This is a genomic window from Aeromonas sp. 130281, from assembly GCF_056642115.1.
The window spans coordinates 407,964-432,429 of sequence record NZ_JBWVQS010000002.1 but is presented as its reverse complement, the minus strand read 5'-3'; the positions used below and the strand labels follow the sequence as shown (position 1 = coordinate 432,429).

Genomic DNA, 24,466 nt, shown 5'->3' with positions numbered 1-24,466 from the left:
GCCTAGGCGCACTCTACGGGGAGTATGGGAACACAAGCAAGCCAGATCCCGGCTCATGGCCCATTCTCGACTGTCACAGCAAGGGGCTGAACAGGTAGAAGATGTTCTCCAGCAATTTTTTGTACCAGGGGCGGGCCCGCCACTGGGTCAGCGACATGGGGGTCGCCTCCAGCATGTAGCCCTGCACCAGCTGATTCATCTCGGCAACAAACACCGGGTTGTCGATGAGCAGGGTGATCTCGAAATTGAGCCAGAGGCTGCGTCTGTCGAGATTGACCGTGCCCACCAGGGCGAAGTCGTCGTCCACCAGCACGCTCTTGGTGTGCAGCAGACCGGCATCATAGCGGTAGATTTCGACCCCGGCCGCCAGCAGATCCTCCATGAAGGAGTTGCTCGCGTGGTTGGCCATCAGGGAGTCGTTGCGCGCCGGCAGCACCAGCTGCACCAGCACCCCCCGCGCCGCCGCCGAGGAGAGCGCCGCCGCCAGGGGATCGTCCGGTACGAAATAGGGGGTGGTCAGCACCAGGTGGTGGCGCGCCTGATAGATGGCCAGCAACAGGCTCTGCTGGATGCAGTCACCGCCGACGAAGGGGCCGGAGGGAATGAGCTGGGCCCGATAGTTGGTTTGCGGCCAGGCCTCGGGTTCGTGCTGCAGGCTGTCGAGCAGCCGCTCGCCGGTCTCCATCTCCCAGTCCCAGACGAAGGTGGACCACATCAGAGGCACCACGGGGCCCTGCACCCTAATCATGATGTCGACCCACTGACCGACACCGGCATCCTGCTTGAAGAAGCGGGGATCCACCATGTTCATGGAGCCGGTGTAACCGACCCTGTCATCTATCACCACCAGCTTGCGGTGCATGCGCAAGTCCTGGCGCTGGAACGGAATGCGCCAGGCCCCCACCGGCAGCACCTCCACCACCTTGACCCCGGCCGCGCGCAGCGACTTCGGCCATGGGGAGCGGAAGAAGGTCTTGCTGCCGACGGAATCGAGCAACACGCGACAATCCACGCCGCGCGCCGCCACCTCGACAAGGGCCTCGCACACGGCGTCCACATCCCCGCCGGGATGCCAGATGTAGAACTCCAGGTAGCAGGACTGGGAGGAGCCGCGAATGTCGCGCACTATCTCCTGAATGATGGTGTCGGGCTTGTGCAGCAGCGTCATCCGGTTGCCCGAGAGCATGGGCATGGCCAGCCGCCCCTGGATCAGATCATGGAGCGGGCGCGCCTTGCTGCCCACCTCGCAGCAGTGCTGAGGGAAGAGGCGGGCGAGCTGACGGATCCAGATGGCATAAGGGCGATACATGGCCTGGGCGCGTTCGGCCCGCTTGCGGCCGAGCCGTATCTCCCCAAACAGCACATAGAAGCCGACCCCGGCGAAGGGGATGGCATAGATGAGCGCCAGCCAGGCGAGGGAGACGCCGATGGGGCGCCGCTTCATCACCACTCGCAGGGAGATCCCCGCCACTATCACGGTGTGAAACAACAGTAACAGCCAGCCAAGAAAGCGGGAGAACAGCAACTGAATGTCGTATTCCAGACCGTCGAGCAAGACGACTCCTTGGTGTAATGGACAAAGGGCATGGGCAGATCCCGCAGGGCCACAATGGTATGCTGTGGGACAAACCCATTCTATCAGGTCGTTAGCATGATCCTGCAATCTATGCTGCTGAGTCTGGCCATGCTAGGTCAAGGCTCATATGACATCAATGAGCAACAGATAAACCAGTACCTGCAATCCCAGGTGCAAGTCGACAAACAGCTGGAGTTGCCCGGCATCATCAAGGCCCATGTCCAGCTCGAGCAGAGCGATGTCCAGATCGGTCGCCAGAGTCCGGATACCGCCAGGGTCTTTGGCAAGGGGAAACTGAAGATCTCCCTGCCGGACCAGACCCAGTACGACGCGCTGCTGAACATGACCTATGAGGCCAGACCCCGTTACGACAAGGCCCAGAGCGCGCTCTTCCTCGACAACATGAAGCTGATTGACTACAAGCTGGAGCCGGCGGCGGCGGAGCAGAAGTTCGGTTTCATGCTGAGGATGCTGCTGCAGAGCATGGAGAAGCGGCTGGAGACCCAGCCCGTCTACAAGCTCGACGACAAGGATCCCAACCAGGCCTGGCTCAAGGAGAATCTGCTGGGGCTGGAGCTGTCACCGGGCAAGATCCGCCTGCTGACCAAGCCGAAGGATCAGTTGTAGACAGGGGCCGTCGCCTGACGCACCAGCAGCTCGATCTGGTAACCCTGTTCGCGCTGCTGGTGATAGAGGGTATGAAGCGGTCCGTCGAGTTCATGCAGGGGAAGGTGGGCAAAGCCCGCCTTGAGGTAGAAGGGTTTCTCGAAGGGCAAGGCGTGGCAGATCACGGGTTTGTCCAGCAGATCGCTGCAGGCATGCTGCAGCAACCGGGACCCCAGCCCCAGTGACTGGTAGTGCGGCAACAGCCGGAAACCGCACAGGTGGTAATAGTCCTGTTCGTCGCGCAGGCGCACGGCCCCCACCAGCCAATGGGCATCACGTACCACGAAGATCCGCTCGGCCAGATCCGGTACATAGTGGGAAAACGTCGTCTCGTAATAATCCCTGATCAGGGAAAGATCCGCATCACAGTACTCTTCGAATCTGAGCTCCATCGCCCGCCTGCTTATCATACCCATTTCGCTCTGGCCACCTGGCCCTCTCTTGCCCTATCAACCGGCCCCACGAAGAGATCAGGCCAGAGTGGAGCAACAGCAAGATAACACGCCTTTAACTTACAAAAAAGCCAATAGCCAGCTGGGGAGTTGCGCCGCCATCCATTGCCCCTTGCGGGGCTGCGTCATCCACCTCGGGGGGCTATTGGCGCCCTCTGCCCGGGCTTTTCTTGCGACTCGTCGCCGGGGCCCTTGTTCTGCCTCGCCCCGGATGCTTTACTCAACGTGGCTAACAAGGCTTAAGGAGCAAGCCGTTGAAAGCATGGATGTTGCTGGGAGCCATTTCGCTGTTCCCCCTCAGTGCCTGGAGTCAGACGCCGCCACCGGCCGAGGTGGTGGTCCTGACATCCGAGTCGATCCCGTCACCCAGGGTGGCAGAGCCCGCATCGGTCCCCGCCACTCGCCAGATCCAGGTCTACAAATCGGTGCAAAAGAATGGTGTGGTACGCTATTCCGACATGATGCCGGAGCAAGGTCATTACGAGCTGCTGCTGTTCAACGACTGTTACGCCTGCGATCCCGCCTCCAGGGTCAACTGGCGCACCACCGGCCTCTTCCTCTACGACTATGCCAGCACCATCACGGCGGCGGCCAAGACCTATCAGGTGGAGCCCGCCCTCATCCGGGCGCTGATCCACGCCGAATCCGCCTTCAACCCCCTCGCTGTGTCCCGCAAGGGGGCCATGGGGCTGACCCAGCTGATGCCGGCGACCGCCCGCGAGCTCGGGGTCGGCAATGCCCTGCTGGCGGAGCAGAACATCTTCGGCGGGGTGAAATACCTGGCGGGGCTGCTCAAGCAGTATGACGGCAACGTCGCCCTGGCCACGGCCGCCTACAACGCCGGGGCCGGTGCGGTGCAAAAACACGGTGGCATACCGCCTTATGCAGAAACCCGGGCCTATGTGGCACGGGTCAAGCTGTTGCACCAGCGCTATAAAGAGATGCTGAGCGCCCGGGGCCTGTAAGCCCTGTGCAAGAACAAGCACGGCGGCATCCCCTCCCATCCTTGCCGAAACCCGGGCCTAGGTGGCACGGGTCAAGCTGTTGCACCAGCGCTATAAAGAGATGCTGAGCGCCCGGGGCCTGTAAGCCCTGTGCAAGAACAAGCACGGCGGCATCCCCCCCATCCATGGCCGAAACCCGGGCCTATGTGGCACGGGTCAAGCTGCTGCACCAGCGCTATAAAGAGATGCTGAGCGCCCGGGGGTTATAAGCCCCTCCTTTTCTCTTTAGAAAACAGATAAAACCGGGGTCATCCCGGTTTCGCTGCCCTCCAGAAACAAAAAAACACGCCCTCAGGCGTGTCGATACCACACGTAGTTCAGTAACAGCTCACTCTTTGGTGGCGATCACGCGATAGGCCAATGCCCCCAGAATGGCACCGACGATGGGAGCGACCCAGAACAGCCAGAGCTGGCTGACGGCCCAGTCACCCACAAAGAGCGCCACACCCGTGCTGCGCGCCGGGTTCACCGAGGTGTTGGTCACCGGAATGCTGATGAGGTGGATAAGGGTCAGGCACAGACCGATGGCGATGGGGGCAAAGCCCGCCGGTGCACGGCTGTCGGTGGCCCCCATGATGACGAACAGGAAGAAGCCGGTCATCACCACTTCACACACCAGTGCCGCCAGCAGGCTGTAACCGCCCGGTGAGTGCTCACCATAACCGTTGGAGGCAAAGCCGGCGCTCACGTCAAACCCGGCCTGGCCGCTGGCGATCACATAGAGCACGCCGCCCGCCGCAATCCCGCCAAGGACTTGAGCCACTATGTAAGGCACTACGCCCGATGCCGGGAAACGGCCACCGGCCCACAGACCCAGGGTCACGGCCGGGTTCAGGTGACAACCAGAGATGTGACCTATGGCGAAGGCCATGGTCAACACGGTCAGACCGAACGCCAGGGCCACACCCAGCAGGCCTATCCCCACATTCGGGAAAGCGGCAGCCAGCACGGCACTGCCACAGCCCCCCAGCACCAGCCAGAAGGTGCCCATAAATTCAGCTGCAAATGGTTTCACTCTCATATCTCCCGATGATGACTAGAACAGGAGCCTGGAAAAGGCTCATACGGACACTGCTATTCAACAGGCGCCATATTATGGGAGTGTGGTGGCATAAGACGAAGCTGGCTTATTTTACGCAAAATGTGTGATGCATATCACAAGTTGTTGATTCAGTGGGAGCTTCCTCTCCCGCGCCGTCCCCACTTCTCATCAGAGTCCCCCCTGACCGTGCGACAGGTTGTGACCCAATCAGCGCTTTTGAGAACAGCACGCCTGGCAACAGGGTGGTGCCAGGCACTATGGGCGTCCTTCCAGAGCCCGCCAGGGATCAGCGGTAACGGCCACGTACCGAGCCGGTGGCACGTCCCGCCATCTTGATGAGGCTCTGGCGGGTGTGGAAGTGACAGAGCGCCACCCCGAGGGCATCCGCCGCATCCGCCTGGGGAGTGGCAGAGAGCTTGAGCAGATGGGTCACCATGTGCTGCACCTGCTCCTTGGCCGCCCCGCCCGTGCCCACCACCGCCTGCTTGATCTGGGTCGCCGAGTATTCGCTCACCGGCAGCAGGGCGTTGACCGCCGCGACGATGGCGCTGCCCCGCGCCTGACCTAGCTTCAGCGCCGAGTCGGCGTTGCGGGCCATAAAGACCCGCTCGATGGCGAACTCGTCCGGCTTGAACTGGGTGATGATCTCGCTCACCCCGTCATACACCTGCTTGAGGCGTGACGGCAGCTCGCCCAGGTCGGTGCGGATGCAGCCCGAGCCCAGGTACTCCGCCTTGCCGGAGACGATGCGGATGACGCCGTAGCCGGTGATCCGCGAACCGGGGTCTATGCCCAGAATAATGCTCATGAAGGGATCACCTTGTCCGCCGCGACCGGGCGCTCATCACGGGCCCGTGGCAGGCCAGGTGCCATTTGCGAAACGTTGCTCATCACACTCTGTTGCTCTGCAGGTCTTTCATGGGCGCCAAGATAGCAAACAAGCGCCCCCTTGGCTCGCGCGGCGGCGCCCTCCCCGGTCAACCGCGCAGGGATGCGTCATCTTGTACAGTACTCTGGTTGTTTTCTCACCCCTGCACTCCATCGGCGGCCCATGGGAAGGGCGAGCCGGGCTCACTCCCCCGCCAGCTCAACCAGTCGCTCCGCCAGCCGGTGGCTGTGCAGATAGCTCTCGATAAGTCCCCCATCGGCCCTGCCCGTTTCAATTTGCTGATACCAGTGGGCCAGCATGGCGACAAAACCCCGGCTTGCCAGCACCGGCTGCCAATCATCGGGGGCCAGGGTCTGCACCACCTTGTCCTGGGCCAGGGTGCCCCGGGTGCAGTTCTCGATATGCAGGGAGAGGTTGTCCCCATAGGCGTCGATGCGCTCCTCGGTGAGACCGGCGCTGCGGTTCATGCTGCCGCTCACCGCCGCCTGCCCGCTCTGCCAGGCGACGCTCACCCCGGCCAGCAGCCCGGGCTGCTGACTGCTGCGCCTCATTACCGCATGCAGCTCCCCGCCTGGCATGCCGCCATAGCAGCAGAGGCTGTCGAGCACATGGATAAAGTCGTCGAACAGGAACTGGCGCGGCAGCCCCGGCAGCGCGTGTCTGTGCTTTTGCCAGTGGAGCTCGGTAAGCGGCTGCGCCCGGGCGGCGGCCATGGCGGGCAAATAGCGGCGGTTGAAGCCCACAAACAGCGGGCAATCCTGCGCCAGGGCGAGGTCGGCAAGCGCCTCCACTTCGGCTGCGTTGTCACAGAGCGGCTTGTCGACAAAGGTGGGAATGCCGGCGCGCAGACACTGCTCAGCCAGTTTGCCATGCACGGCGGTGGCGGCGTGGATCATCACGGCGTCCGGGCGGCTCCCTAGCAGCGCATCCACCTCGGTAAAGCACTCGGCTATACGGTACTGGCGGGCCAGCTTGCCGAGCACTTGAGGGCTGCGGGTGCAGAGCAGCGGGGTGATCCGCTCGTCGCTCGCGAGCAGCGGCAGATAGGCCTTCTGGGCGATATCACCCAGGCCAATCAGGGCAATGCGCATGGGAACTCCTTGTCATGAGTGCGATGGCACAGGGTAACATCCGCCGCTTTCTATTCGAGCTCTTTCGAGAGCCCCTTGGCCTGCTCTCTGGCATCCAGCCATTTGCCCACTCTGGCCCCCAACTCGGAACAGAGCATGGCGCTGACCGCAGCCCAGAGCAGCTGGTTGAAATCAAAGTTCGCCTGCTTCTTAAACAGCAGGGGCACCATGAGGTTGAAGGCAATGATCCCGATCACCAGCCCGAGCCCGCTGCCCATCTTCTCTCTTCTGGATCTGACCTTAACCGCCATTTATCTCTCCCAATGCAGATAAGCCTGCTGAAGTGTTCGTGAAGGATTTACAAGAGAGGCAAACATACAGCCGCTCCCTTTATCGATATTATCCGGCAGCACAAGATATCAACGCCGCTACGGTTCGACATCCCTTCTCGATAATTAATTCACCAACTGCGATCAATGCCATGTTTTATCCTGTTGATGCATATTTTTTCGCCGACGCATCGCGATAATGATGCCAGATGCCATCGCCTCTTCCCCGTCTTGCCATGCCGCGATCCAATACGGCACAACGGCAGATCTCCCCCTCGGATGCAGCCTGACAACCACTCGCCTCCCGTTATCACCGAGAAAGAAACAGCTTGGTAACATAATTTAAAAAACGATGTTTTTCTGATGGTTGCATCATTTTTACGCTCGCTTGATCAGCCTCGTTTGGCTTATCATTGCCACTCGATACCTATTCAACTACCTGGGCGATTGCCTCAGCTGACAAATAGGGCAAACAGGAAGCCGTTATTTACGAGAATTAGAGCGTTGTGGCTGATATTCATAAAAACTCACCACTAATGCCTTTCATGTCAATAATCGTCGATTATTTTACCGCGTATTGAGAAATCACTTTCTCTGCGCATTTTTTGCATGCCTGAATCTCGGCATTAAATAAGAATGGCAAGGAATAGCTATGGATAAATCGTTTCGTCTTGCGCCCCTCAGCTGTGTATTGATTGCTGCCGTTGGTTGCAGCTCTCAGCAGATGCAGAGTTTCAAATCGACGGTCAATGACATCGGCAAAGATTATGGTATGCCCGTGCTCTGTGGCGCAGGCATGATCGCAGGTGGGGCAGCGGGTTACGCTCTTAACGGGCAAAAAGGGGCCGTCGCAGGGCTAGCCATTGGCGGCGTATTGGGCTGTGCAGCAGGCTATGTATGGCAATCCCGGCTGCAAGAGCTTGACCGTATCGCGAAGGAAGAGAATCTCAAGATCACCACCGAGCAGCTGACCCTTGCCGAGCCCGCGGTTGCGACCAATGTGCCTCAGAATGCGGGTCTGGTTGCCCAGATACCCGATTCGGGCATGTTCGCCATTGGTTCTGACCAACTGACGGAAAGCGGTCAACGGGTGGTGACCAAACTGGCTCAGGTGTATGCCAACCCCCCTGCCGCCACTCAAGCCGAGGCATCCACTGAGCGTCAAGAGCGCCGCATTCTCCTGGTAGGTCATAGCGATGCGACCGGCCCTGCAGAATTCAACCTGAAACTCTCCGAGCAACGGGCCAGGGCTGTCGGCAAGGTCCTGGTAAAAGCGGGGATCCCGGCCACTTCCATTTATTACCAAGGAGCGGGCTCTTCGCGCCCCATCGCAGACAACAGTGACCCCTTGCTGCGCGGTCAGAATCGCCGGGTCGAGATCGTTGAACTCGCGAACGAGCAGGCTCTGGTGATGCGGGCCCAATCCGAAGAGGGCAACACCAGATATCTGCGTTATGGCGCTTCAGATGCTGCCAAGCCTCGTGTGGCTGCGGCCAAACCCGCGGCCCAGTCCGCAAGCAGTGCAAGCAAGGTGGCTGCCACGTCGAAAACCACCCCTCGTCAAGCCACGGCCAAACAGAGCGCACCTGACACCAACACAGTCAAGACTTCGCCCAACGCCAAGGCTGCGGTGGATTTCGGCGGCAAGCCTGCCGACACCTATCAGTGGAACATGGCCCAGAACATCAAGCCCAAGGCGAGCGGCTTTGCGCTGATCAGCAGCGCCTACGCGAGCGACATGCCGATGTCGAGCTGTGAGGCGGATAAGCCGCGCAGTGCGGGCCAGGTGCTGAGCATGGCAGACGACAAGCCCCTCGCACGCCATGCCACCAAGGAGTACATGCCCGGCTACAACAATCGCGTCTGGGCCAATACCGTCAACGGCCACCTGGTGACTGTCTCTCCGGTTTCCATCCTGCGAGATAGCGCCAAGGTCGATCGCCAGCCGATCCTGCAAGTTGTTCAGGGATACCAATCCTCAAGCAAGAAGAAGGCCCAAACCCTCAAGGCGGTGGCCAACACCTACGAGGGCGAGAGTGAAGTGCTTTACCGCGTCTTCACCAGCGATCCCAAGGCGCCCGTCTCCTGCATGGATCTCGTGTTCAGTAAAGGCAACGCCAAAGTCAGCCAGGGAGCTCTGTTCTATCCGGCAGGTTCCGAGGCTTATGTGGCTTCCTACATGCCCATTCCCGCCACCCATTCCAAATAAGAAAACGGAGAAACTTAGTGGAAGACTTTTCTTTAGCAGCGCTCAAAGCGCTGATCCTCGCCAACCAGATGCTGACCGTTGGCATTATTTCATTCCTCATCAGCGCCGTTGTGGTGTGGCGGCATTGGGAGAATGTCTCCTACTTCCTGATCCGGGTATGGCACAGCCTGCCTCTGATCGGCACTGTGGCTCGCCTCGCGCGCAAACCCGCCTCGGTCGATGGTGATGGCTGGATCAACCATGAAGTCACCCTGTCGAATGTGTACTACCGCGAGTACAAGAAGCACCTGAAGGGGCCGGATGCCTACAATGCCTCCCTCGACTACCTGGCCAAGGCAGGAGAGGCTGGTCGCTCCCCGCGTCCGGCGTGGGTACTTGCCCTGGTGCTGGTACTGGTGCTGGTCGAGGCAATGGGGTTTGCCTACGTGCTCGCAGGCTGGATGAACATGGACGCGTCAACCAATGACCGTCACCTGCTGACGGCAGGTACGGCACTGCTGCTCGCCGTCGCATCGGCGTTCTTCGCCGAAGTGGCCGGTCACTCCCTGCATCACAACAGCCTGATCGCCCGCGCCCGCCACTGGTGGCAGGGGGAAGAGCCTTCCAAACGCTCTCGTACCCTCAAGGCAAACAAGGCCATCAATCTGGAAGACTCCTTCTCGGACTCTGACAAACCCGACTATGAACAGCTGCTGGCACGGCTGAAAGATGTGAACTCGGGGGTTACCCGCAAGTTTGTCTGGCTGATTGTCTGCGCTGTATTTGTCAGCTGCATGGCCGTTGGTGCCTTCGTGGTCCGTTCAGCCACCCTCGACAGCATAGAGACCGAGATGGTGAACAGCATGCGCGCAGAGGCGACGGCACAGAGCGACAGCAGCATGGCGTCCCCCTTTGATCTGCCGGAGGAGTCCCAGGCAATCAACAGCGAGGCGGAAGAGGCCACCATCGACGACAAGATGCAGGCCATCCGTGAGGCCAGCCTGACCACCTACGTCATGCTGTCGCTCATCTACATCGCCATCCAGGGGATCAGCATCTGGCTTGCCAGCAAATACTACTTTGCCGGTACTCACTCACAGACTGCCTGGCGTCTGACTCACGAATACGCGACCGCCGAGGAGATGCTGGACGCCATGGACCAGCAACGCACCGCCATCGCCAGCCATGCCGATGACAAGCTCCGCCGCTTGCAGACCCTGCTGTCGAGCCGTGACCACACCAACTCAGGTGTGCTGGGTGCGCTGGAGGGGGAGAAATCCGCCCATCGTAACTTCCTGGCCTTTATCGAGTACAAAGCGGACACTGTGCCACCCAAGCCAACCCCTCAGGTGCCTCAGGCAGCACAGACTGTGCAAGCCGAGCCGGCGCCTGCCGTGCAACCGGCAGTTGCTCAGGCAGAGGCGGCGCACCCGTCCACCACAGATGCCCCTGGCCAGGCCGGATCTGTCGTCAAGGCCGCCGATTTCCATGATGTCACAGGCCTGCCCGAAGAGAGCCTGGCCGCGGCCAGCCGCGCGCTGGGGGTGGACGAAGCGCAGTTGCGCGATATCCGTGAACAGCAGATGGCCCTCAAGACCCTGGGCCTCTTCCCCACCAAGCAGAGTGCCTAACCGTGAAGATCACCCAGGTATTACTACTGGCGTTGACGCTGCCTTTCGCAGCCTTGGCCGCCGACCGTAACGACATACAGAGCTGCTATGAGCGCAATGGCCTGACCGACATCAAGCCCGCGGGCACAGGTCGCGAGCTGGTGGTCATCATCGACCAGACCATTCCGATGCCCGACGATCTGCAACGCAGCAGCTGGGGGCAGATCGAACGGTTCGTGCAGGCCGGTGATCGCGTCAAGCTCTATACCTTCTCCGCCTTCCTGCCTGGCGAGTACCTTCGCCTGGCCTACGCGGGGCAACTGGATATGCCGCTGAACGGAGAGATCCGGGACGATGTCAACATGCGCAAATTGCGCAGTCTGGACAGCTGCCTGGCGACACAGACGAAAGTCTTTCGTAACGGCTTTGGCAAACAGTTCGTGAAAGCGCTGCGTGATGCCCGCCAAGACATCCCCAAGAGCGAGATCATGAACTCGCTGCGAAAGGTGGGCGAGGATATGAAGGCCGAGCAAGGCGTCAACGATCGGGTCGTGTTCCTTATTTCGGACATGCTGGAACACTCCGATTACACCAGCTTCTATGCCACCAACAAGATCAAGCAGCTCAATGTCGGTGAGGAGCTCAAGCAGGCCAAGAGCAAGGGGCTGTTTGCCGATCTGCAAGGGGCTCGCGTCTATGTCACGGGGGCCGGGCTGGTGACCGACGCGGTGAAACACGCCTATCGTTCCGGTAAGACCATGGATGCCCTCGGTGACTTCTGGTCACAGTACTTCGAGCACTCCCATGCCAGTCTGGTGAACTTCGGTGCCCCCAGCCTGAGCACAGATTTGCAATAAAGAGTGATATTCAAGGGCGAGCCTCGCGCTTCAACCTCATAACATCAAGGGCGACCATCTGGTCGCCCTTGTTCTTTCCAACGCTGCCCATATTCGAGATATCGGCGAGCCAGCCGCCTGGCATCAGGGTTGATCATGTGATCAAGAGGTGGGCACCCCATATTTGTCGACTCTCACAAAAGCTCCGCAAGGGAGGCCATCATCCAACCCCTCCCTTCCCCATAGGCCGAAAGCCACACCAGCTTGCCCGCCTTTATCGCACCTGCTTACGCGCTTTGATGACCTGGCTCAAAAAACGATGACTTCCTGATGGTTGCCTCCGTTTTGTGCTCACTGGCTCAGCTTCGTTTGACTTACCATAGCCATCCAGAACCTGTTGAACTGCGATGGGTTGCTGCCCTCGCTGGTCAATGGAGCATTTTGGAAGCTGTAATCCACGGGCGGTAGCGTATTTTTGTAGATAGAAGTTTGGCGAGGAGCGCGAAGCCCAACAAGTAAAAGTCATCATATCTGATAGAGCGAATTAAAAATTGGGTGGTGTAGATCAGCCTACCGAATGTAAAAATGAATTTTCACTGTAAACATTAGGGTCCACTCGGGTGTAAACTGAGGTGTTAATTGATAGTGTAGGTAAGTACTGCGCTTACGAAGTCAGACATACGAGATAATATAAGGCACAAATTAATGACAATAAAACTGAGAGCGACATGATTAAAAGCTATATTTCAGATTTTATGAAATTTGACTTTACTAACGATTACTACTCTGGTCTTGATGGAGATAGTATTTATACTGTTATTGTTGGTAAAAATGGAACTGGTAAGAGTCGGTTGTTGAGAAATATCATTACTGAACTGATGGATGGACGAAATGATGATTATTCTTTCCAAAGAGATATAACCACAAGGGTAGCTTCTTTCCCTCGTGGTTATATTGATATGAGTTTTATTCCTGAGAAAATAATTGCAATATCTACTAGCCCATTTGATAAATTTCCTATCCCTAGAAACTACAGCTCGAATAACCGATATAGTTATCTAGGACTTAGAGGACTCCCAAGTAATAATTTGGGGCTATCGTATATGTCAAGAATTATAAAATCATTAATAGAGTCAATATTGAATGATCCTAAAAGGGCTGACTGCATAGCTATTGTATTAAACTACTTAGGATATTCTGCCTTTATTGAGGCCAGATTTCATATGTCTCCCTCCATAAGAAAAATGGAAGAGATTTTGTATTCAAACAACCCCCAACAAGAATTGCTTGACTTTATAAGGTCCAGTCCATCTAATAATGTTAATCATGAGTTTTTTTTAGGATCTGAAAACAGATTTTATTCTGATAGAATTGATGAGGCTTTAAAATGCTTTGAAAGAGTTGTCCATACAACTAACAAACCAAGATTCGATGTTGAAATATCTCGCTATGGTATCAAAGTGATTGATAGCTTATATCATATTAATAGTGATTTTCTGTTTTTAATTCAATCTGGATTTGCCAGGTTGAGAGATGTGACTCTAGAGAAGAAAGAGTTTTACCAAAGAGTCAGAATTAGTGATGCTAGCTCAGGAGAACAATCTGTTGTAATGAGCTTTTTGGGGATAGCTAGTCAAATTGTGGATAATAGCTTAATTTGTATTGATGAACCAGAAGTGTGTTTACACCCAGAGTGGCAAGAAAAATATATAGAGTTGCTAATGTCCACTTTTGAACATTATAAGTCTTGTCAGTTTTTAATTGCGACTCACTCACCTCAAATCATCGCTAATCTGAAAGCAGATAATTGTTATATAATGTCAATGGAAGATGGTGAAGTAAATAGCGCAGATGACTTTGTCAACAAATCAGCAGATTATCAACTAGCAAAAATTTTCAAAACTCCAGGTTTTAAAAATGAATATTTAAATCGAATAGCTTTAAATATTTTCAGTAAAGTTAGCCGGCGAAAAAAATTTGATGAAGTCGATATAGAGAACTATTCTTTTTTGATTGAAAACCATCATTTAATTAATCTTGAAGATCCATTACATGGTTTAATCATTGCATTAAAAGAGATGTTTAGTCGCTATGGCTGATATTAATTCATGTGTGGTTTTTTCGGCTGAAATATTCACATTAATAGCTGAAAAATTATCTGACAATGGATTTAGCCATGAATGCTGGGGAGATGACTCCTTACTCCCATTGCGTCAGGCTGTCCGTAATCATTATAGAGAAGTGCAATTAGGAAAATGTTCATACTGTCAAAATCCAGTGTCACTAAGATCTGCCAGTAATTGCCATGTAGAACATATTGCACCAAAATCAAAATATTTAAATTTTATATTTGAACCGAAAAATCTTTGTGTGGTTTGTGCGGATTGCAATGAAATAAAAAGAGAGCAAGAAGTTTTAAATGAGGTTCCTGATACCATTGTAAATGGAGATCAACGGATTCAATACCCTCGCTCCTCAAATGCATTTAAAGTCGTTCATCCTCATTTTGACAAATATGATGAACACATTGTTATTTTCAATGGCTATTATGTGGACTTAAGCGTTAAAGGACATTTCACCATTGGTGCTTGCAAGTTAAATCGCCATTTGCATGAATTCGGATGGGAACAAGATTGCATTAACGAGGATGATATATCAGAACAGATGAATACTTATTTGGAGTCAGTGGATACCATTGATAAACATCGCGCATTAGATGCCTTGAAACGTATGTTGATACGATTATAATAAAAACAACCACCTCCGAAATATATTTTCGTATTTTTATCTATCTCAAAAAAATAACGTTAATTAAAGAGTGGAAAATACAAACTTTTTCCACCTATTTATTGTCCCTCGTGAGGTTAAGTGTCAATCCACAAGCATATATATTAAAGGCGACCATTCGGTCGCCTTTTTATTTCTATCGCTTTCCAATCAGCAAACATCACCTTGCCGGTCGCTTGGCGCCATTCCCTTTGGCCGCAGGCTTGCCGCCCTGGGCTGCCGGTTTGGCTGAGCCAGCGCGAGTCGGGGCTTTACCCTTGTGCACGGGCTTCCCCTGCCCTGCGGGTTTGCCCTGACCTGCGCCCTGCGCGGTAGGTTTGCCGTTGCCAGCCCCTTTGCTGAGCTGGGAGCCTACTGGCTTGCCATTGCCCGCCTTGCTGCCCTTAGGGGTGTCGTTGCGAGCCTTGCCTTGCGAGGCGACAGCCACTGCGCCCTTACCGGCAGAGGCGCCCTTGCCAGCCCCATTCCCACGCTGATGCACGATATTGCTGTGACGAGTCAGGGCAGGCTTGAGGCCCTTGTTGCGGCTGCGCTCGGCCTTGGCTTCGCCACGGCCTTCCGGCGGCACCAGGCAGTCGGGGCCGTTGCCGATAAGGTGGCCCTTGCCCATCTCCAGCAAGGCTTCGCGGATCATCGGCCAGCCGGCCGGATCGTGGTAGCGCAGCAGCGCCTTGTGCAGGCGACGGCGACGCTCCCCCTTCACCACGAACACGTCCCCGCCCTGGCGGCTCACCTTGTTGAGGGGGTTTTTCTCGGTGTAATACATGGTGGTGGCGTTGGCCAGCGGCGACGGGTAGAAGTTCTGCACCTGATCGAGCTTGAAGCGGTTGGTCTTGACCCAGAGCGCCATGTTTACCATGTCTTCATCCGTGGTGCCCGGGTGGGCGGAGATGAAGTAGGGGATCAGGTACTGCTGCTTGCCCGCCTCCTTGGAATACTTGTCGAACAACTCCTTGAAGCTGTAGTAGCTGCCCATGCCCGGCTTCATCATCTTGGAGAGGGGACCCTCTTCGGTGTGCTCGGGCGCGATCTTGAGGTAGCCACCGACGTGGTACTTGGCCAGCTCCTTGATGTAGCGCGGATCTTCCACCGCGATGTCGTAACGCACCCCGGAGGCGATCAGTATCTTCTTGATCCCCTTCACATCCCGCGCCTTGCGGTAGAGGTTGATGGTCGGGGTATGGTCGGTGTCCATGTGCGGGCAGATGGTCGGCCAGACGCAGGAGGCGCGGCGGCAGGTCTGCTCGGCCTTGGGGCTCTTGCAGCGTAAGCGGTACATGTTGGCGGTGGGGCCGCCGAGATCCGAGATGACGCCGGTAAAGCCCGGCACCTTGTCGCGGATCTCTTCGATTTCCTTGATGATCGACTCTTCCGAGCGGCTCTGGATGATGCGCCCCTCGTGCTCTGTGATGGAGCAGAAGGAGCAGCCGCCGAAGCAGCCACGCATGATGTTGACCGAGGTCTTGATCATCTCGTAGGCCGGGATCTTCTCGTTGCCATAGGCCGGGTGCGGCACCCGCTGGTAGGGCAGGCCGAACACGCCGTCCATCTCGTCGGTTTCCAGCGGGAAGGCGGGCGGGTTGACCCAGATGATGCGATCGCCGTGGGCCTGGGAGAGCGCGCGGGCGCAGCCCGGGTTGGTCTCGTGGTGCAGGATGCGCGACGCATGGGCGTAGAGCACCTTGTCTTCCTTCACCCGCTCGAACGCCGGCAGCTTGACGTAAGTCTTCTCCCAGGGTTTCTGCTTGGGGGGCTGCACCAGGATGGGCTTGGCCTCCTGCTCCACCGGCGCCGTGCCTTCATCGTCCGAGCAGGGCGCCCCTTCCATATAGGGGTTCATGATGGGATCGATGCGGCCAATCTGGTCGAGCTTGCTCGAATCCACCCCGCGCCAGCCCGGCAGCGGCTCACGACGGATGACGGCGGTGCCGCGAATGTCCTGCATGGTGTCGATGGTCTCGCCACCCGCGATGCGGTGCGCCACCTCGATGAGCGGCCGCTCGGCGTTGCCGTAGATGAGGATGTCGGCCTTGGCGTCCAGCAGGATGGAGCGGCGTATGGTCTCGGACCAGTAGTCGTAGTGGGCGATACGGCGAAGCGACGCCTCTATGCCGCCGATGACCACAGGGACCTCTTTATAGGCTTCCTTGCAGCGCTGGGTGTAGACCAGAGTGGCTCTGTCCGGCCGCTTGCCGCCCACGTCGCCCGGGGTGTAGGCGTCGTCGTGGCGCAGCTTCTTGTCGGAGGTGTAGCGGTTGATCATGGAGTCCATGTTGCCCGCGGTCACCCCGTAGAAGAGGTTCGGCTTGCCCAGACGCATGAAGTCATCCTTCGATGACCAGTCCGGCTGGGCGATGATGCCGACCCGAAAGCCCTGGGATTCGAGCATGCGGCCGATGACCGCCATGCCGAAACTCGGGTGATCCACGTAGGCGTCGCCGGTGACCAGCACTATGTCGCAGCTGTCCCAGCCGAGCTTGTCCATCTCCGCTCTGGACATGGGCAGGAAGGGCGCAGTGCCGTAGCACTCGGCCCAGTAGCGGGGATAGGAGAAGAGAGGGGTAACCGGCTGCATTTTGAACACCTGGAACAATTCGGGTCGCGCATTATACCGGCAGAGCAGAGCGGGGGCGATGGCTTTTTGCCCCCATAGAACAAGGGGAGAATAGACCGACCTCAGAGAGAGAAGCGGGCCGGCATGAACCTGTGGTGGTGACGCTGCAGCAACTGATAGCCGCCGAGCAGGCACCAGATGCAGGCTGGCGCCAGGAAGACGGGGTGAGTGGCGAGGCGCAGCATCAGCACCCCCAGCAGGATGAGGGCGAAGGGGCGGCTCTCGTAGAGCCAGTGCGGCCAGGCCTGTCGCCGCGTCTGGCGCGACTTGTCTGGCCTGCGATGGGCACTTCGCCTGAACCAGGCGAGCGACCCGGCCAGATAGAGGGCCAGCCCGGCCAGCAGCAACGCAGGTTGCCCGGCAAGGCTCAACAGCAGCAAGCCGCTGCCCAGATAGAGAAAAGGCAGCGGCTCGTAGATGGCGGATGGCAGCATGAAAGATGACCCCTGTGGGAACTGGTCATATGCTAACCAGCCCGGCCTCGGCTGCCATCCTCTTTTGCATCCCGCCCCCCGGATGGGGGGACGGCTCAGGCCGCCGGCTTGTCCCGGCTCTCGGGGGCGGTCTCTACACCCGGGGGGGTCCCCTCGGCCAGCGCCTCGTCCACCAGCCGATCCCGCGCCCCCGTCATCCCCGCCCGTCTGGCGATCAGGTGATAGATGGCGGGCACTATCAGCAGGGTGACCAGGGTTGCCAAGGAGAGCCCGAAGAAGACCACGGTGCCCACAGCCATCCGGCTCTCATACCCCGCCCCCATGGAAACCATCAGCGGCACGGCGCCTATGATGGCGGTCAGGGAGGTCATCAGGATGGGCCGCAGACGGCGCACCGAGGCGGCGATGATGGCCTCCTCGAAGGATTCCCCCCGCTGGCGCAGCTGGTTGATGAACTCCACGATGAGGATGCCGTTCTTGGTCACCATGCCGATCAGCATGATCATCCCTATCTGGCTGTAGATGCTGAGCTCCTGCCCCGTCAGCCAGAGGCCGAGCAGGCCGCCGAAGATGCCGAGCGGCACTGTCACCATCACCACGGTCGGGGTCAGCAGGCTCTCGAACTGCGCCACCAGCACCAGATAGACCACCAGCAGGGCGAGGCCGAACACCATCACCATCTCCCCCTGATTGTCGCGATAATCCTTGGACTCACCGGCGTAATCCACCGTCATGCCGCTCGGCAGATGCTCCCCTGCCCAGCCATCGAGGAAGTCGAGCGCCTCCCCCAGGGTGTGGCCTGGGGCCACGTCCGCTGTGAGGGCTATGGCCTTCTGGCGCTGGTAGTGGTTGAGCCGCTGCGGGCTCGCCACCTGGGTGACGGTGGCCAGGGTGGAGAGGCTCACCATCTCGCCATTGGCGGCCTTGAGATAGATGCGGCTGACATCCGAGATGCCGTTGAACTGGGTCTGGTTGGCCCTCAGGTAGACGTCATACTCCTCGCCCCTGTCCACATAGGTGGTCTGGCTGACGCCGCCGAGCAGGGCCTGAAGCGAGCTGGCCACGGTGGAGACCGGAATGCCGAGCTGGCTGGCCCGCTCCCGCTCTATGGTCACCTGCAGCTCAGGGGTCTTCTCGGCGTAGTCGAGATCCGGGGTCAGCATCAGCCCGCTCTGGCCGGCGGCCTGTTGCAGCGCCAGCCCTTGCTGATAGAGCTCCCCATAGTCGGAGCCCTGCAGCACGAACTGCACGGCGGCGGTGGAGCCGCCCCTGAATCCGGGCTGGAAGGTGCGGATCATCACATCCGGAATGCCGGCCAGCCGCCCGCTCAAGCTGCGGCCAAACTCGGTGGCGGTCTCGTCCCGCACCGCCCAGTCGGTGAGCTGGATGATGACCATGCCGGTCTGATCGCCGCCGCGCCCGAAGGCCGGGGTGCTGAAACTCATGGCCTGCACCACCCCCTTGCCGAGCAGCGGCATGATGGCGGCCTCCACCTGCTGCATGTTGCGCTTCATCCGCTCTATGCTGGTGCCCTCGGCCCCTTTCACGAACACATAGATAACCCCCCGATCTTCGGTGGGGGTCAGGCTCGCTGGCAACTTGCCAAACAGGGCGCCGATGCCGCCGAGGCAGAGCAGCAGCACCAGCGGCATCCAGACGGATCGGCGCAGCACGGCGCCCAGCAGGCGGCGATAGAGTACCTCCACCCGGCCGAGTCCCCGATCCAGCGCCGCCGTCATGGCATTGGGCTTGTCGACGGTACGCATCAGCCAGGAGCCCATGGCCGGGGTCAGGGTGAGCGCCACCAGGGAGGAGAAGAGCACCGCCAAGGAGAGCAGGATCGCAAACTCGGTAAAAAGCCGCCCGACCATGCCCTCCATGAAGGCGATGGGCACGAACACCATCACCAGCACGGCCGTGGTGGCCACTACGGCAAAGCCCACCTCCCGGGTGCCGTGCCAGGCCGCCATCAGGGGGGATTCCCCTCGCTGCAGGTGGTGGTGGATGTTCTCCACCACTACTATGGCGTCGTCCACCACCAGGCCGATGGCGAGAATGAGCGCCAGCAGGGTGATGAGGTTGATGGAGAAACCGAGATACCAGGCGCCGATGAAGGCCGAAATGAGCGACACCGGCACCGTGATGGCAGGAATGAGCGTGGTGCGCCCCTGCCCGAGGAAGAGGTAGAGCACGGCCACCACCAGCACGGCGCTGATGGCCAGCGTCTCGTACACCTCGTCGATGGCCTGCTTGATGAAGACGGTGGAGTCGTAGTCCACCTCCAGGGTGGCGCCTTCCGGCAGGAAGCGCTGCATCTCTGTCATCTTGCGCTCTATGCCCTGGGCCACCGCCAGGGGGTTGGCGGTGGATTGCGCGACTATGCCTATCCCCAGGCTCTCGCGGCCGTTGCGCTGATAGGCACTGTCTTCATTCTTGGCCCCCACCTCCACGTCGGCGATGTCCGCCAGGTAGATGCTCTGGCCATTGACGGCCGTCTTGACCGGCAGGGCGCGAAAATCCTCGGCGCTGTGGTAGAGGCGGGCGATCTGCACCGCCATTGTCATGCTGTTGTTGCGGATCTCCCCCCCGGGCAGCTCTATGTTCTCCCGCTTGAGGGCATCCTGCACGTCGGCCACCGTGATGCCGCGGGCCGCCATGTCGGCGGGGCGCAGCCTCACATACATCACCTGGGTCAGATCGCCGGAGAGTTGCACCTCGCTCACCCCGTCCACCAGGCTCAAGGGATCCACCAGCATGCGATTGGCGTAGTCGGTCATGGCGGTGCGGTCCATCTGGGTGCTGCTGAAGTTCAGCCAGATCGCCACGTCACCGTTGCCGTTGTCCTTGGTCACCATGGGCTCGTCCGCCTCGTCCGGCAGCTTGGGTCTGGCCCGGGAGATGGCGTCACGCACATCCGAGGTGCCCTCCAGCATGTTCCAGCCGAGCTTGAACTCCACCGTGATGGAGGATCGTCCCTTGCGGGTCACCGAGTTGATGTTCTTGATGCCGCTGATGCCGGAGAGCTGATCCTCGATGGGCTTGGTGACCTGACTCTCCATCACCTCGGGGGCCGCCCCCTCATAGGTGGTGGTGATGGAGACGGACGGCGTCTGCACGTCCGGCATCTCCCGCACCGTCAGCTTGGCGAAGGCCACCAGGCCGAATACGGTGAGCAGGGCACTGATGACCACCGCCACCAGGGGGCGGCGCACTGAGATATCGGAGAGCCACATCAGCCTTTTACCTCGGTCAGGTCGCGGACCAGGGCACCGTCACGCAGGTTGACCAGCCCCTCCACCGCGATGCGATCGCCGACGTTCAGCCCCTTGATGACCCACACTTCCTCGCCATGGGTATCCCCAAGCTCCACCGGAATGCGTTTCACCCGGCCGTCCGCCTCCAGGCGGTAGACGAAGCGAAGCTCCCCCGCATACTCCACCGACTGGGCGGGGATCAGGGTCATCTTCTGGGCTGGCAGAGAGAGATCTACATTCATCAGCATGCCGGGCCTCAGCTGGCCGTCCGGGTTGGGAAGGATGACCCGCGCCTTGATGTTCTGGGTATCGTTCGAAACGCGACTGTCGAGGGTTTCCAGCACGCCTGAGAAGGATTGATCCGGCCAGGCCGAGCTGGTGGCCGTCACCGTCATGCCGGGTTTGAGGAGGGAGAGGTAGCGCTCCGGCACCGCCAGATCGAGCCGCAATCTGGCCAGCTCGTCCAGGTGGAGCAACACGTCGCCGCTGTTGACCAGGGCCCCTTCGCTGAGATCGATCAGGCTGACGGTGCCGTCGAAGGGGGCAGCCAGGGTGCGCAATGACAGCTCATAGCGCGCCGCGTCGACCCGGGCCTGGGCCTGGGCCACGGTCGCCTCCTGCCCTTCCAGCTCGGAGGTGGTGATGGCACCGCGCGCCACCAGCCGGCGCATGTCCCGCAGCTTGCGGCTCTCGTCGCGCACGCTGGCGCTCTGCTCGGCGAGTTCGGCCTGCTGCTTGCCCGCATCCAGGGCGATCAGGGTCTCCCCCTGCTTGACCCGCTGACCGGAGCGCACCGCAATCCTGACGATGCGTCCCGTGACCTCGGGGCTGACCACCACGGAGCGATTGGCCGCCAGCTTGCTGACCAGCTTGATGGAAGGCTCCGCCAGGCTCTGCCTGACCGTTTCCGCCCTGATGTTGACCTGTCTGGGCTCGGGCTTGCTGACCGGTTTGGCCTGCCGGAGAGCCCAGGTGCCGGCCCCCAGCAGCAGGAGAAGAGGAACAAGCCACAGCCATACGCGCATTTTCATCAAACAATCCATGCAAGGTAAGAGATAAGAAGAAGAGGGAACTTCATCAATGATGGCACCATGTTACCCCCTGACTATGCCGTTACTATGTATAAATGTGACAAAACGTAACAGCCCATGGGATAGATCATCAAACTCGCCACTGACGGGGACGCTGAGACGTTTCTGCCCTAAACTGATGCACCGATATCACTCATGGTCCCGGTCTGCCCATGTCCAAACTGTCTCATCCCCTCGCCCGGTATCGCCGTCTGCAATGGCTGGTGCTGGTCTTGGTGACACTCCTGCTGGCACTCTCGCTGCAACACACCTTCACCCAGATCACCGACCTGAATCGACGCGACACCATCCACACGGCGGCCCGGTTGGGATCCCAGTTCCAGCAGATGGAGACCTTTCTTGAAGCCATGCGTGGTCAAGCCGAGGAACGCCTGCGCAGCCATTCCCAGTCCCCCCTGACCCACCAGCTCTACCGGGCTCTGCAGGTCACGCCTGCGCTCGGGATCACGCTGGACAAGGTGCCTGCCGATCTGCCTGCCGGCCTCACTGGCAATCTGACCGGTCAGGGCCCGCTGCCGGCCCCAGGCAGCGAGCGAGAAGACAGATTTCATCTGGCGCTCAGCCTCTCTCCCCTGCTCTCGACCACCAGCAAGATACTGGGCAAGGAGGCTGCCTGGATCTATTTCACCGGGGTGGATCATTTTATCTACCTCTATCCCTGGGTGCCCTCGAGCCAGTTTCGTTTCGATCCAGCCATCTATCAGAAGTCCTTCTGGCAAGACGCCCTGGCACAGCAATCCCACACCCGGAACGCCACCCTGTCACGCCCCTATCAGGATCTCGCCGGACAGGGGCAGATGATCACCCTGTCCCAACCCATTACAAAGGCACAGACCCTGGTCGGGGTGATCAGCATCGACATCCTGCTCGGTCGCCTCGAGCAGCATCTGCGTCAACCCGCCCCCCAGGCGGGTACCCTGTTTCTGGTCAACCAGCACAGGCAGATCCTGGCGCGCAGCCAGCCGGGTACGGCGCCGCCCCTGACCCCTGACGAGGCTCAGGACGGCTATCACTGGCAACAAGGAGCCTTCCAGCTCACCCATGCCATTCCCGGCACCCCGCTGACCCTGATCCACCGAATTCCTCTATTGCCCCTGCTGCAGACACTGATCTGGCAGTCCGCCACGGCGCTGCTCACCCTGCTCTGCCTGGTGGTGGCCGCCATCTCCAGCCTCAGAGCCCGTTTGCTGAACCGGCAGCTGAACTACCTGTCCCGTCACGATGCCCTCACCGGCGCCTTCAATCGCCACCATTTCAACGCCTTCGAGCAACGGCACGCCCTGGCTGGCACCACCCATATCGGCGCCATCATGTTCGACTGCGATCACTTCAAGCTGGTCAACGATCGCTTCGGTCACGGGGTGGGCGATCAGGTACTGATCCAGCTGGTGCGGATATGCCGACCCTTGCTGGGGAGAGGCAGCATCCTGGTCCGCTGGGGCGGCGAGGAGTTTCTGCTGCTGGTCGCAGACAGGGATCTCCCCCTGGCTCAGCTTGCCGAACAGTTGCGGCTGCGCATTGCGGAACACGACTGGGCCGAGATAGCCCCCGAGCTGAGGGTGACCGTCAGCCTGGGCCATTGCCGCCAGGGCCCCGGCGTTCGCCTGCAGGAGGTCATCCGCCGTGCCGATCTCGCCCTCTATCGGGCCAAGGCCAATGGCCGCAACCGCAGCGAAGGCTGGCAGGATGACGCACAGGAGAAGCAGGAGTAAGCTGGAACCCCAACTTACAACAGGAGACGCACAGTGGCACGAAAACCCCGCCTTGGCCTGGCCCTTGGCAGCGGCGCAGCCCGCGGATGGGCGCACATCGGCATCATACGGGCGCTGGAGCGCCTCGGAGTCAAACCGGATCTGGTGGCCGGCTGCTCCATCGGCAGTTTCGTCGGTGCCGCCTATGCCGCCGGCGAGCTGGACAAACTGGAGTCCTGGGTGCGCGGCTTCAGCCGCTTGCAGGTGATGGGGTTGCTCGATCCCGCCCTCTCCGGCGGCCTGTTCCGCGGTGACAAGGTGTTCGGCATCGCCGCCAGCCACCTGGGGGATCCCGCCATCGAGAGCCTGCCGCTGCCCTTCGCCTGCGTCGCCACCGAGCTCGATACCGGCCGCGAGATCTGGCTGCAAGAGGGGCCTCTGCGCCAGTGCGTGCGCGCCTCCTGCGGCATGCCCGGCATTCTGACCCCGACCCGGGTCGATGACCGCTGGCTGGTGGATGGCGCCGTGGTCAACCCTGTGCCCATCTCTCTGGCCCGGGCCATGGGGGCCGAGGTGGTGATCGCCGTCAACCTCAACACCGACCTGCATCAGCCCTGGACCGACGAGCCGGACGAGCCCGCCCCGGGAGGGATCTTCAGCCAGTGGCTGGGCCGGGGAGAACCCAGCACCCCCGGCATGTGGGGGGTGATGACGGGCTCCATCAACATCATGCAGGAGCGGATCACCCGGGCCCGCATGGCCGGGGATCCCCCCGAGATCCAGCTCTGCCCGCGCCTTGGCAGCCTCTCCATCATGGACTTCCACCGTGCCAGCGATGCCATCAACGAGGGGGAGGCTTGCGTCGAGCGCAATCTGGACCAGCTCAAGGAGGAGCTCTCCCGACTCGGCCTGATATGAGGGCACCATAGGGGC

At 59.3% G+C, this 24,466-nt stretch carries 19 protein-coding genes; 9 read left to right on the top strand and 10 right to left on the bottom strand.

The features are described from left to right. Positions 1 to 73: 73 nt before the first annotated feature. Complete coding sequence (gene cls / locus AC1IN8_RS08940; protein ID WP_139438243.1) at positions 74 to 1,555, bottom strand: cardiolipin synthase; 1,482 nt, start codon at positions 1,553 to 1,555, stop codon at positions 74 to 76. A gap of 96 nt (positions 1,556 to 1,651) precedes the next feature. On the opposite strand from cls, the gene AC1IN8_RS08935 reads away from it, so the two are divergent. Continuing rightward, on the top strand, positions 1,652 to 2,203 hold the full coding sequence (locus AC1IN8_RS08935) for a YceB family lipoprotein (RefSeq protein ID WP_161507403.1): 552 nt from the start codon (positions 1,652 to 1,654) through the stop codon (positions 2,201 to 2,203). Here AC1IN8_RS08935 and AC1IN8_RS08930 read toward each other — a convergent pair. Continuing rightward, positions 2,194 to 2,634 (bottom strand): GNAT family N-acetyltransferase, encoded by a 441-nt coding sequence (locus AC1IN8_RS08930; protein ID WP_226989643.1) that lies wholly within the window; start codon positions 2,632 to 2,634, stop codon positions 2,194 to 2,196. The two genes, AC1IN8_RS08935 and AC1IN8_RS08930, sit on opposite strands and share 10 nt — an antisense overlap. 326 nt (positions 2,635 to 2,960) lie before the next feature. Between AC1IN8_RS08930 and AC1IN8_RS08925 the strand changes: the two genes are divergently transcribed. Continuing rightward, positions 2,961 to 3,659: a lytic transglycosylase domain-containing protein gene (locus tag AC1IN8_RS08925; protein WP_479758759.1), complete on the top strand. Its 699-nt coding sequence runs from the start codon at positions 2,961 to 2,963 to the stop codon at positions 3,657 to 3,659. 367 nt (positions 3,660 to 4,026) lie between these two features. Here the strand turns inward: AC1IN8_RS08925 and aqpZ are convergent, their stop codons facing one another. The 4 genes from aqpZ to AC1IN8_RS08905 all read right to left on the bottom strand — a co-directional run bounded on the left by aqpZ (position 4,027) and on the right by AC1IN8_RS08905 (position 7,010). Further along, complete coding sequence (gene aqpZ / locus AC1IN8_RS08920) at positions 4,027 to 4,713, bottom strand: aquaporin Z (RefSeq protein ID WP_025327805.1); 687 nt, start codon at positions 4,711 to 4,713, stop codon at positions 4,027 to 4,029. A 313-nt stretch (positions 4,714 to 5,026) separates the two neighbouring features. Continuing rightward, entirely contained in the window at positions 5,027 to 5,548 is a 522-nt protein-coding gene (ruvC, locus tag AC1IN8_RS08915) for a crossover junction endodeoxyribonuclease RuvC (RefSeq protein WP_139438236.1), read from the bottom strand. A gap of 263 nt (positions 5,549 to 5,811) precedes the next feature. Continuing rightward, on the bottom strand, positions 5,812 to 6,720 hold the full coding sequence (locus AC1IN8_RS08910) for a Gfo/Idh/MocA family protein (protein WP_479758655.1): 909 nt from the start codon (positions 6,718 to 6,720) through the stop codon (positions 5,812 to 5,814). A 50-nt stretch (positions 6,721 to 6,770) separates the two neighbouring features. Then, complete coding sequence (locus AC1IN8_RS08905; protein ID WP_479758654.1) at positions 6,771 to 7,010, bottom strand: hypothetical protein; 240 nt, start codon at positions 7,008 to 7,010, stop codon at positions 6,771 to 6,773. A 670-nt stretch (positions 7,011 to 7,680) separates the two neighbouring features. Between AC1IN8_RS08905 and AC1IN8_RS08900 the strand changes: the two genes are divergently transcribed. The 5 genes from AC1IN8_RS08900 (at position 7,681) to AC1IN8_RS08880 (ending at position 14,410) form a co-directional block, all read left to right on the top strand. After that, positions 7,681 to 9,237 carry an OmpA family protein gene (locus AC1IN8_RS08900; protein ID WP_479758653.1) on the top strand — a complete coding sequence of 519 codons (1,557 nt, stop codon included), beginning with the start codon at positions 7,681 to 7,683 and terminating at the stop codon, positions 9,235 to 9,237. A 17-nt stretch (positions 9,238 to 9,254) separates the two neighbouring features. Beyond that, complete coding sequence (locus tag AC1IN8_RS08895) at positions 9,255 to 10,847, top strand: hypothetical protein (RefSeq protein ID WP_479758652.1); 1,593 nt, start codon at positions 9,255 to 9,257, stop codon at positions 10,845 to 10,847. Positions 10,848 to 10,849: 2 nt separating this feature from the next. Next, positions 10,850 to 11,683, top strand: a complete 834-nt coding sequence (locus tag AC1IN8_RS08890; protein WP_479758651.1) for a hypothetical protein — start codon at positions 10,850 to 10,852, stop codon at positions 11,681 to 11,683. A gap of 707 nt (positions 11,684 to 12,390) precedes the next feature. After that, complete coding sequence (locus AC1IN8_RS08885) at positions 12,391 to 13,761, top strand: AAA family ATPase (RefSeq protein ID WP_479758650.1); 1,371 nt, start codon at positions 12,391 to 12,393, stop codon at positions 13,759 to 13,761. After that, positions 13,754 to 14,410, top strand: coding sequence for an HNH endonuclease (locus AC1IN8_RS08880; RefSeq protein WP_479758649.1), 657 nt, complete (start codon positions 13,754 to 13,756; stop codon positions 14,408 to 14,410). Before AC1IN8_RS08885 ends, AC1IN8_RS08880 begins: the two co-directional genes overlap by 8 nt. A 199-nt stretch (positions 14,411 to 14,609) precedes the next feature. Here AC1IN8_RS08880 and AC1IN8_RS08875 read toward each other — a convergent pair whose 3' ends face one another. The 4 genes from AC1IN8_RS08875 to AC1IN8_RS08860 form a co-directional block, all read right to left on the bottom strand. Next, complete coding sequence (locus AC1IN8_RS08875; RefSeq protein ID WP_479758648.1) at positions 14,610 to 17,024, bottom strand: YgiQ family radical SAM protein; 2,415 nt, start codon at positions 17,022 to 17,024, stop codon at positions 14,610 to 14,612. Positions 17,025 to 17,125: 101 nt separating this feature from the next. Then, positions 17,126 to 17,497, bottom strand: a complete 372-nt coding sequence (locus AC1IN8_RS08870) for a hypothetical protein (RefSeq protein WP_479758647.1) — start codon at positions 17,495 to 17,497, stop codon at positions 17,126 to 17,128. Between the two features lie 95 nt (positions 17,498 to 17,592). Further along, positions 17,593 to 20,730, bottom strand: a complete 3,138-nt coding sequence (locus AC1IN8_RS08865) for an efflux RND transporter permease subunit (RefSeq protein ID WP_479758646.1) — start codon at positions 20,728 to 20,730, stop codon at positions 17,593 to 17,595. After that, positions 20,730 to 21,782 (bottom strand): efflux RND transporter periplasmic adaptor subunit, encoded by a 1,053-nt coding sequence (locus tag AC1IN8_RS08860; protein ID WP_162852240.1) that lies wholly within the window; start codon positions 21,780 to 21,782, stop codon positions 20,730 to 20,732. Before AC1IN8_RS08860 ends, AC1IN8_RS08865 begins: the two co-directional genes overlap by 1 nt. Positions 21,783 to 21,994: 212 nt before the next feature. Here AC1IN8_RS08860 and AC1IN8_RS08855 point away from each other — a divergent pair, with 212 nt between their 5' ends. Beyond that, positions 21,995 to 23,554 (top strand): sensor domain-containing diguanylate cyclase, encoded by a 1,560-nt coding sequence (locus tag AC1IN8_RS08855; RefSeq protein ID WP_479758645.1) that lies wholly within the window; start codon positions 21,995 to 21,997, stop codon positions 23,552 to 23,554. A 33-nt stretch (positions 23,555 to 23,587) separates the two neighbouring features. Further along, entirely contained in the window at positions 23,588 to 24,451 is an 864-nt protein-coding gene (locus AC1IN8_RS08850) for a patatin-like phospholipase family protein (protein WP_139438218.1), read from the top strand. The last annotated feature ends 15 nt before the right edge of the window (positions 24,452 to 24,466 follow it).

Coding starts and splice junctions, on each gene's coding strand:
- AC1IN8_RS08860 (WP_162852240.1), bottom strand. CDS start 21,782: ATGAAAATGCGCGTATGGCTGTGGCTTGTTCCTCTTCTCCTGCTGCTG.
- AC1IN8_RS08855 (WP_479758645.1), top strand. CDS start 21,995: ATGTCCAAACTGTCTCATCCCCTCGCCCGGTATCGCCGTCTGCAATGG.
- AC1IN8_RS08885 (WP_479758650.1), top strand. CDS start 12,391: ATGATTAAAAGCTATATTTCAGATTTTATGAAATTTGACTTTACTAAC.
- AC1IN8_RS08880 (WP_479758649.1), top strand. CDS start 13,754: ATGGCTGATATTAATTCATGTGTGGTTTTTTCGGCTGAAATATTCACA.
- AC1IN8_RS08910 (WP_479758655.1), bottom strand. CDS start 6,720: ATGCGCATTGCCCTGATTGGCCTGGGTGATATCGCCCAGAAGGCCTAT.
- AC1IN8_RS08875 (WP_479758648.1), bottom strand. CDS start 17,024: ATGCAGCCGGTTACCCCTCTCTTCTCCTATCCCCGCTACTGGGCCGAG.
- AC1IN8_RS08935 (WP_161507403.1), top strand. CDS start 1,652: ATGATCCTGCAATCTATGCTGCTGAGTCTGGCCATGCTAGGTCAAGGC.
- ruvC (WP_139438236.1), bottom strand. CDS start 5,548: ATGAGCATTATTCTGGGCATAGACCCCGGTTCGCGGATCACCGGCTAC.
- AC1IN8_RS08905 (WP_479758654.1), bottom strand. CDS start 7,010: ATGGCGGTTAAGGTCAGATCCAGAAGAGAGAAGATGGGCAGCGGGCTC.
- AC1IN8_RS08925 (WP_479758759.1), top strand. CDS start 2,961: ATGTTGCTGGGAGCCATTTCGCTGTTCCCCCTCAGTGCCTGGAGTCAG.
- AC1IN8_RS08930 (WP_226989643.1), bottom strand. CDS start 2,634: ATGGAGCTCAGATTCGAAGAGTACTGTGATGCGGATCTTTCCCTGATC.
- AC1IN8_RS08865 (WP_479758646.1), bottom strand. CDS start 20,730: ATGTGGCTCTCCGATATCTCAGTGCGCCGCCCCCTGGTGGCGGTGGTC.
- AC1IN8_RS08870 (WP_479758647.1), bottom strand. CDS start 17,497: ATGCTGCCATCCGCCATCTACGAGCCGCTGCCTTTTCTCTATCTGGGC.
- AC1IN8_RS08900 (WP_479758653.1), top strand. CDS start 7,681: ATGGATAAATCGTTTCGTCTTGCGCCCCTCAGCTGTGTATTGATTGCT.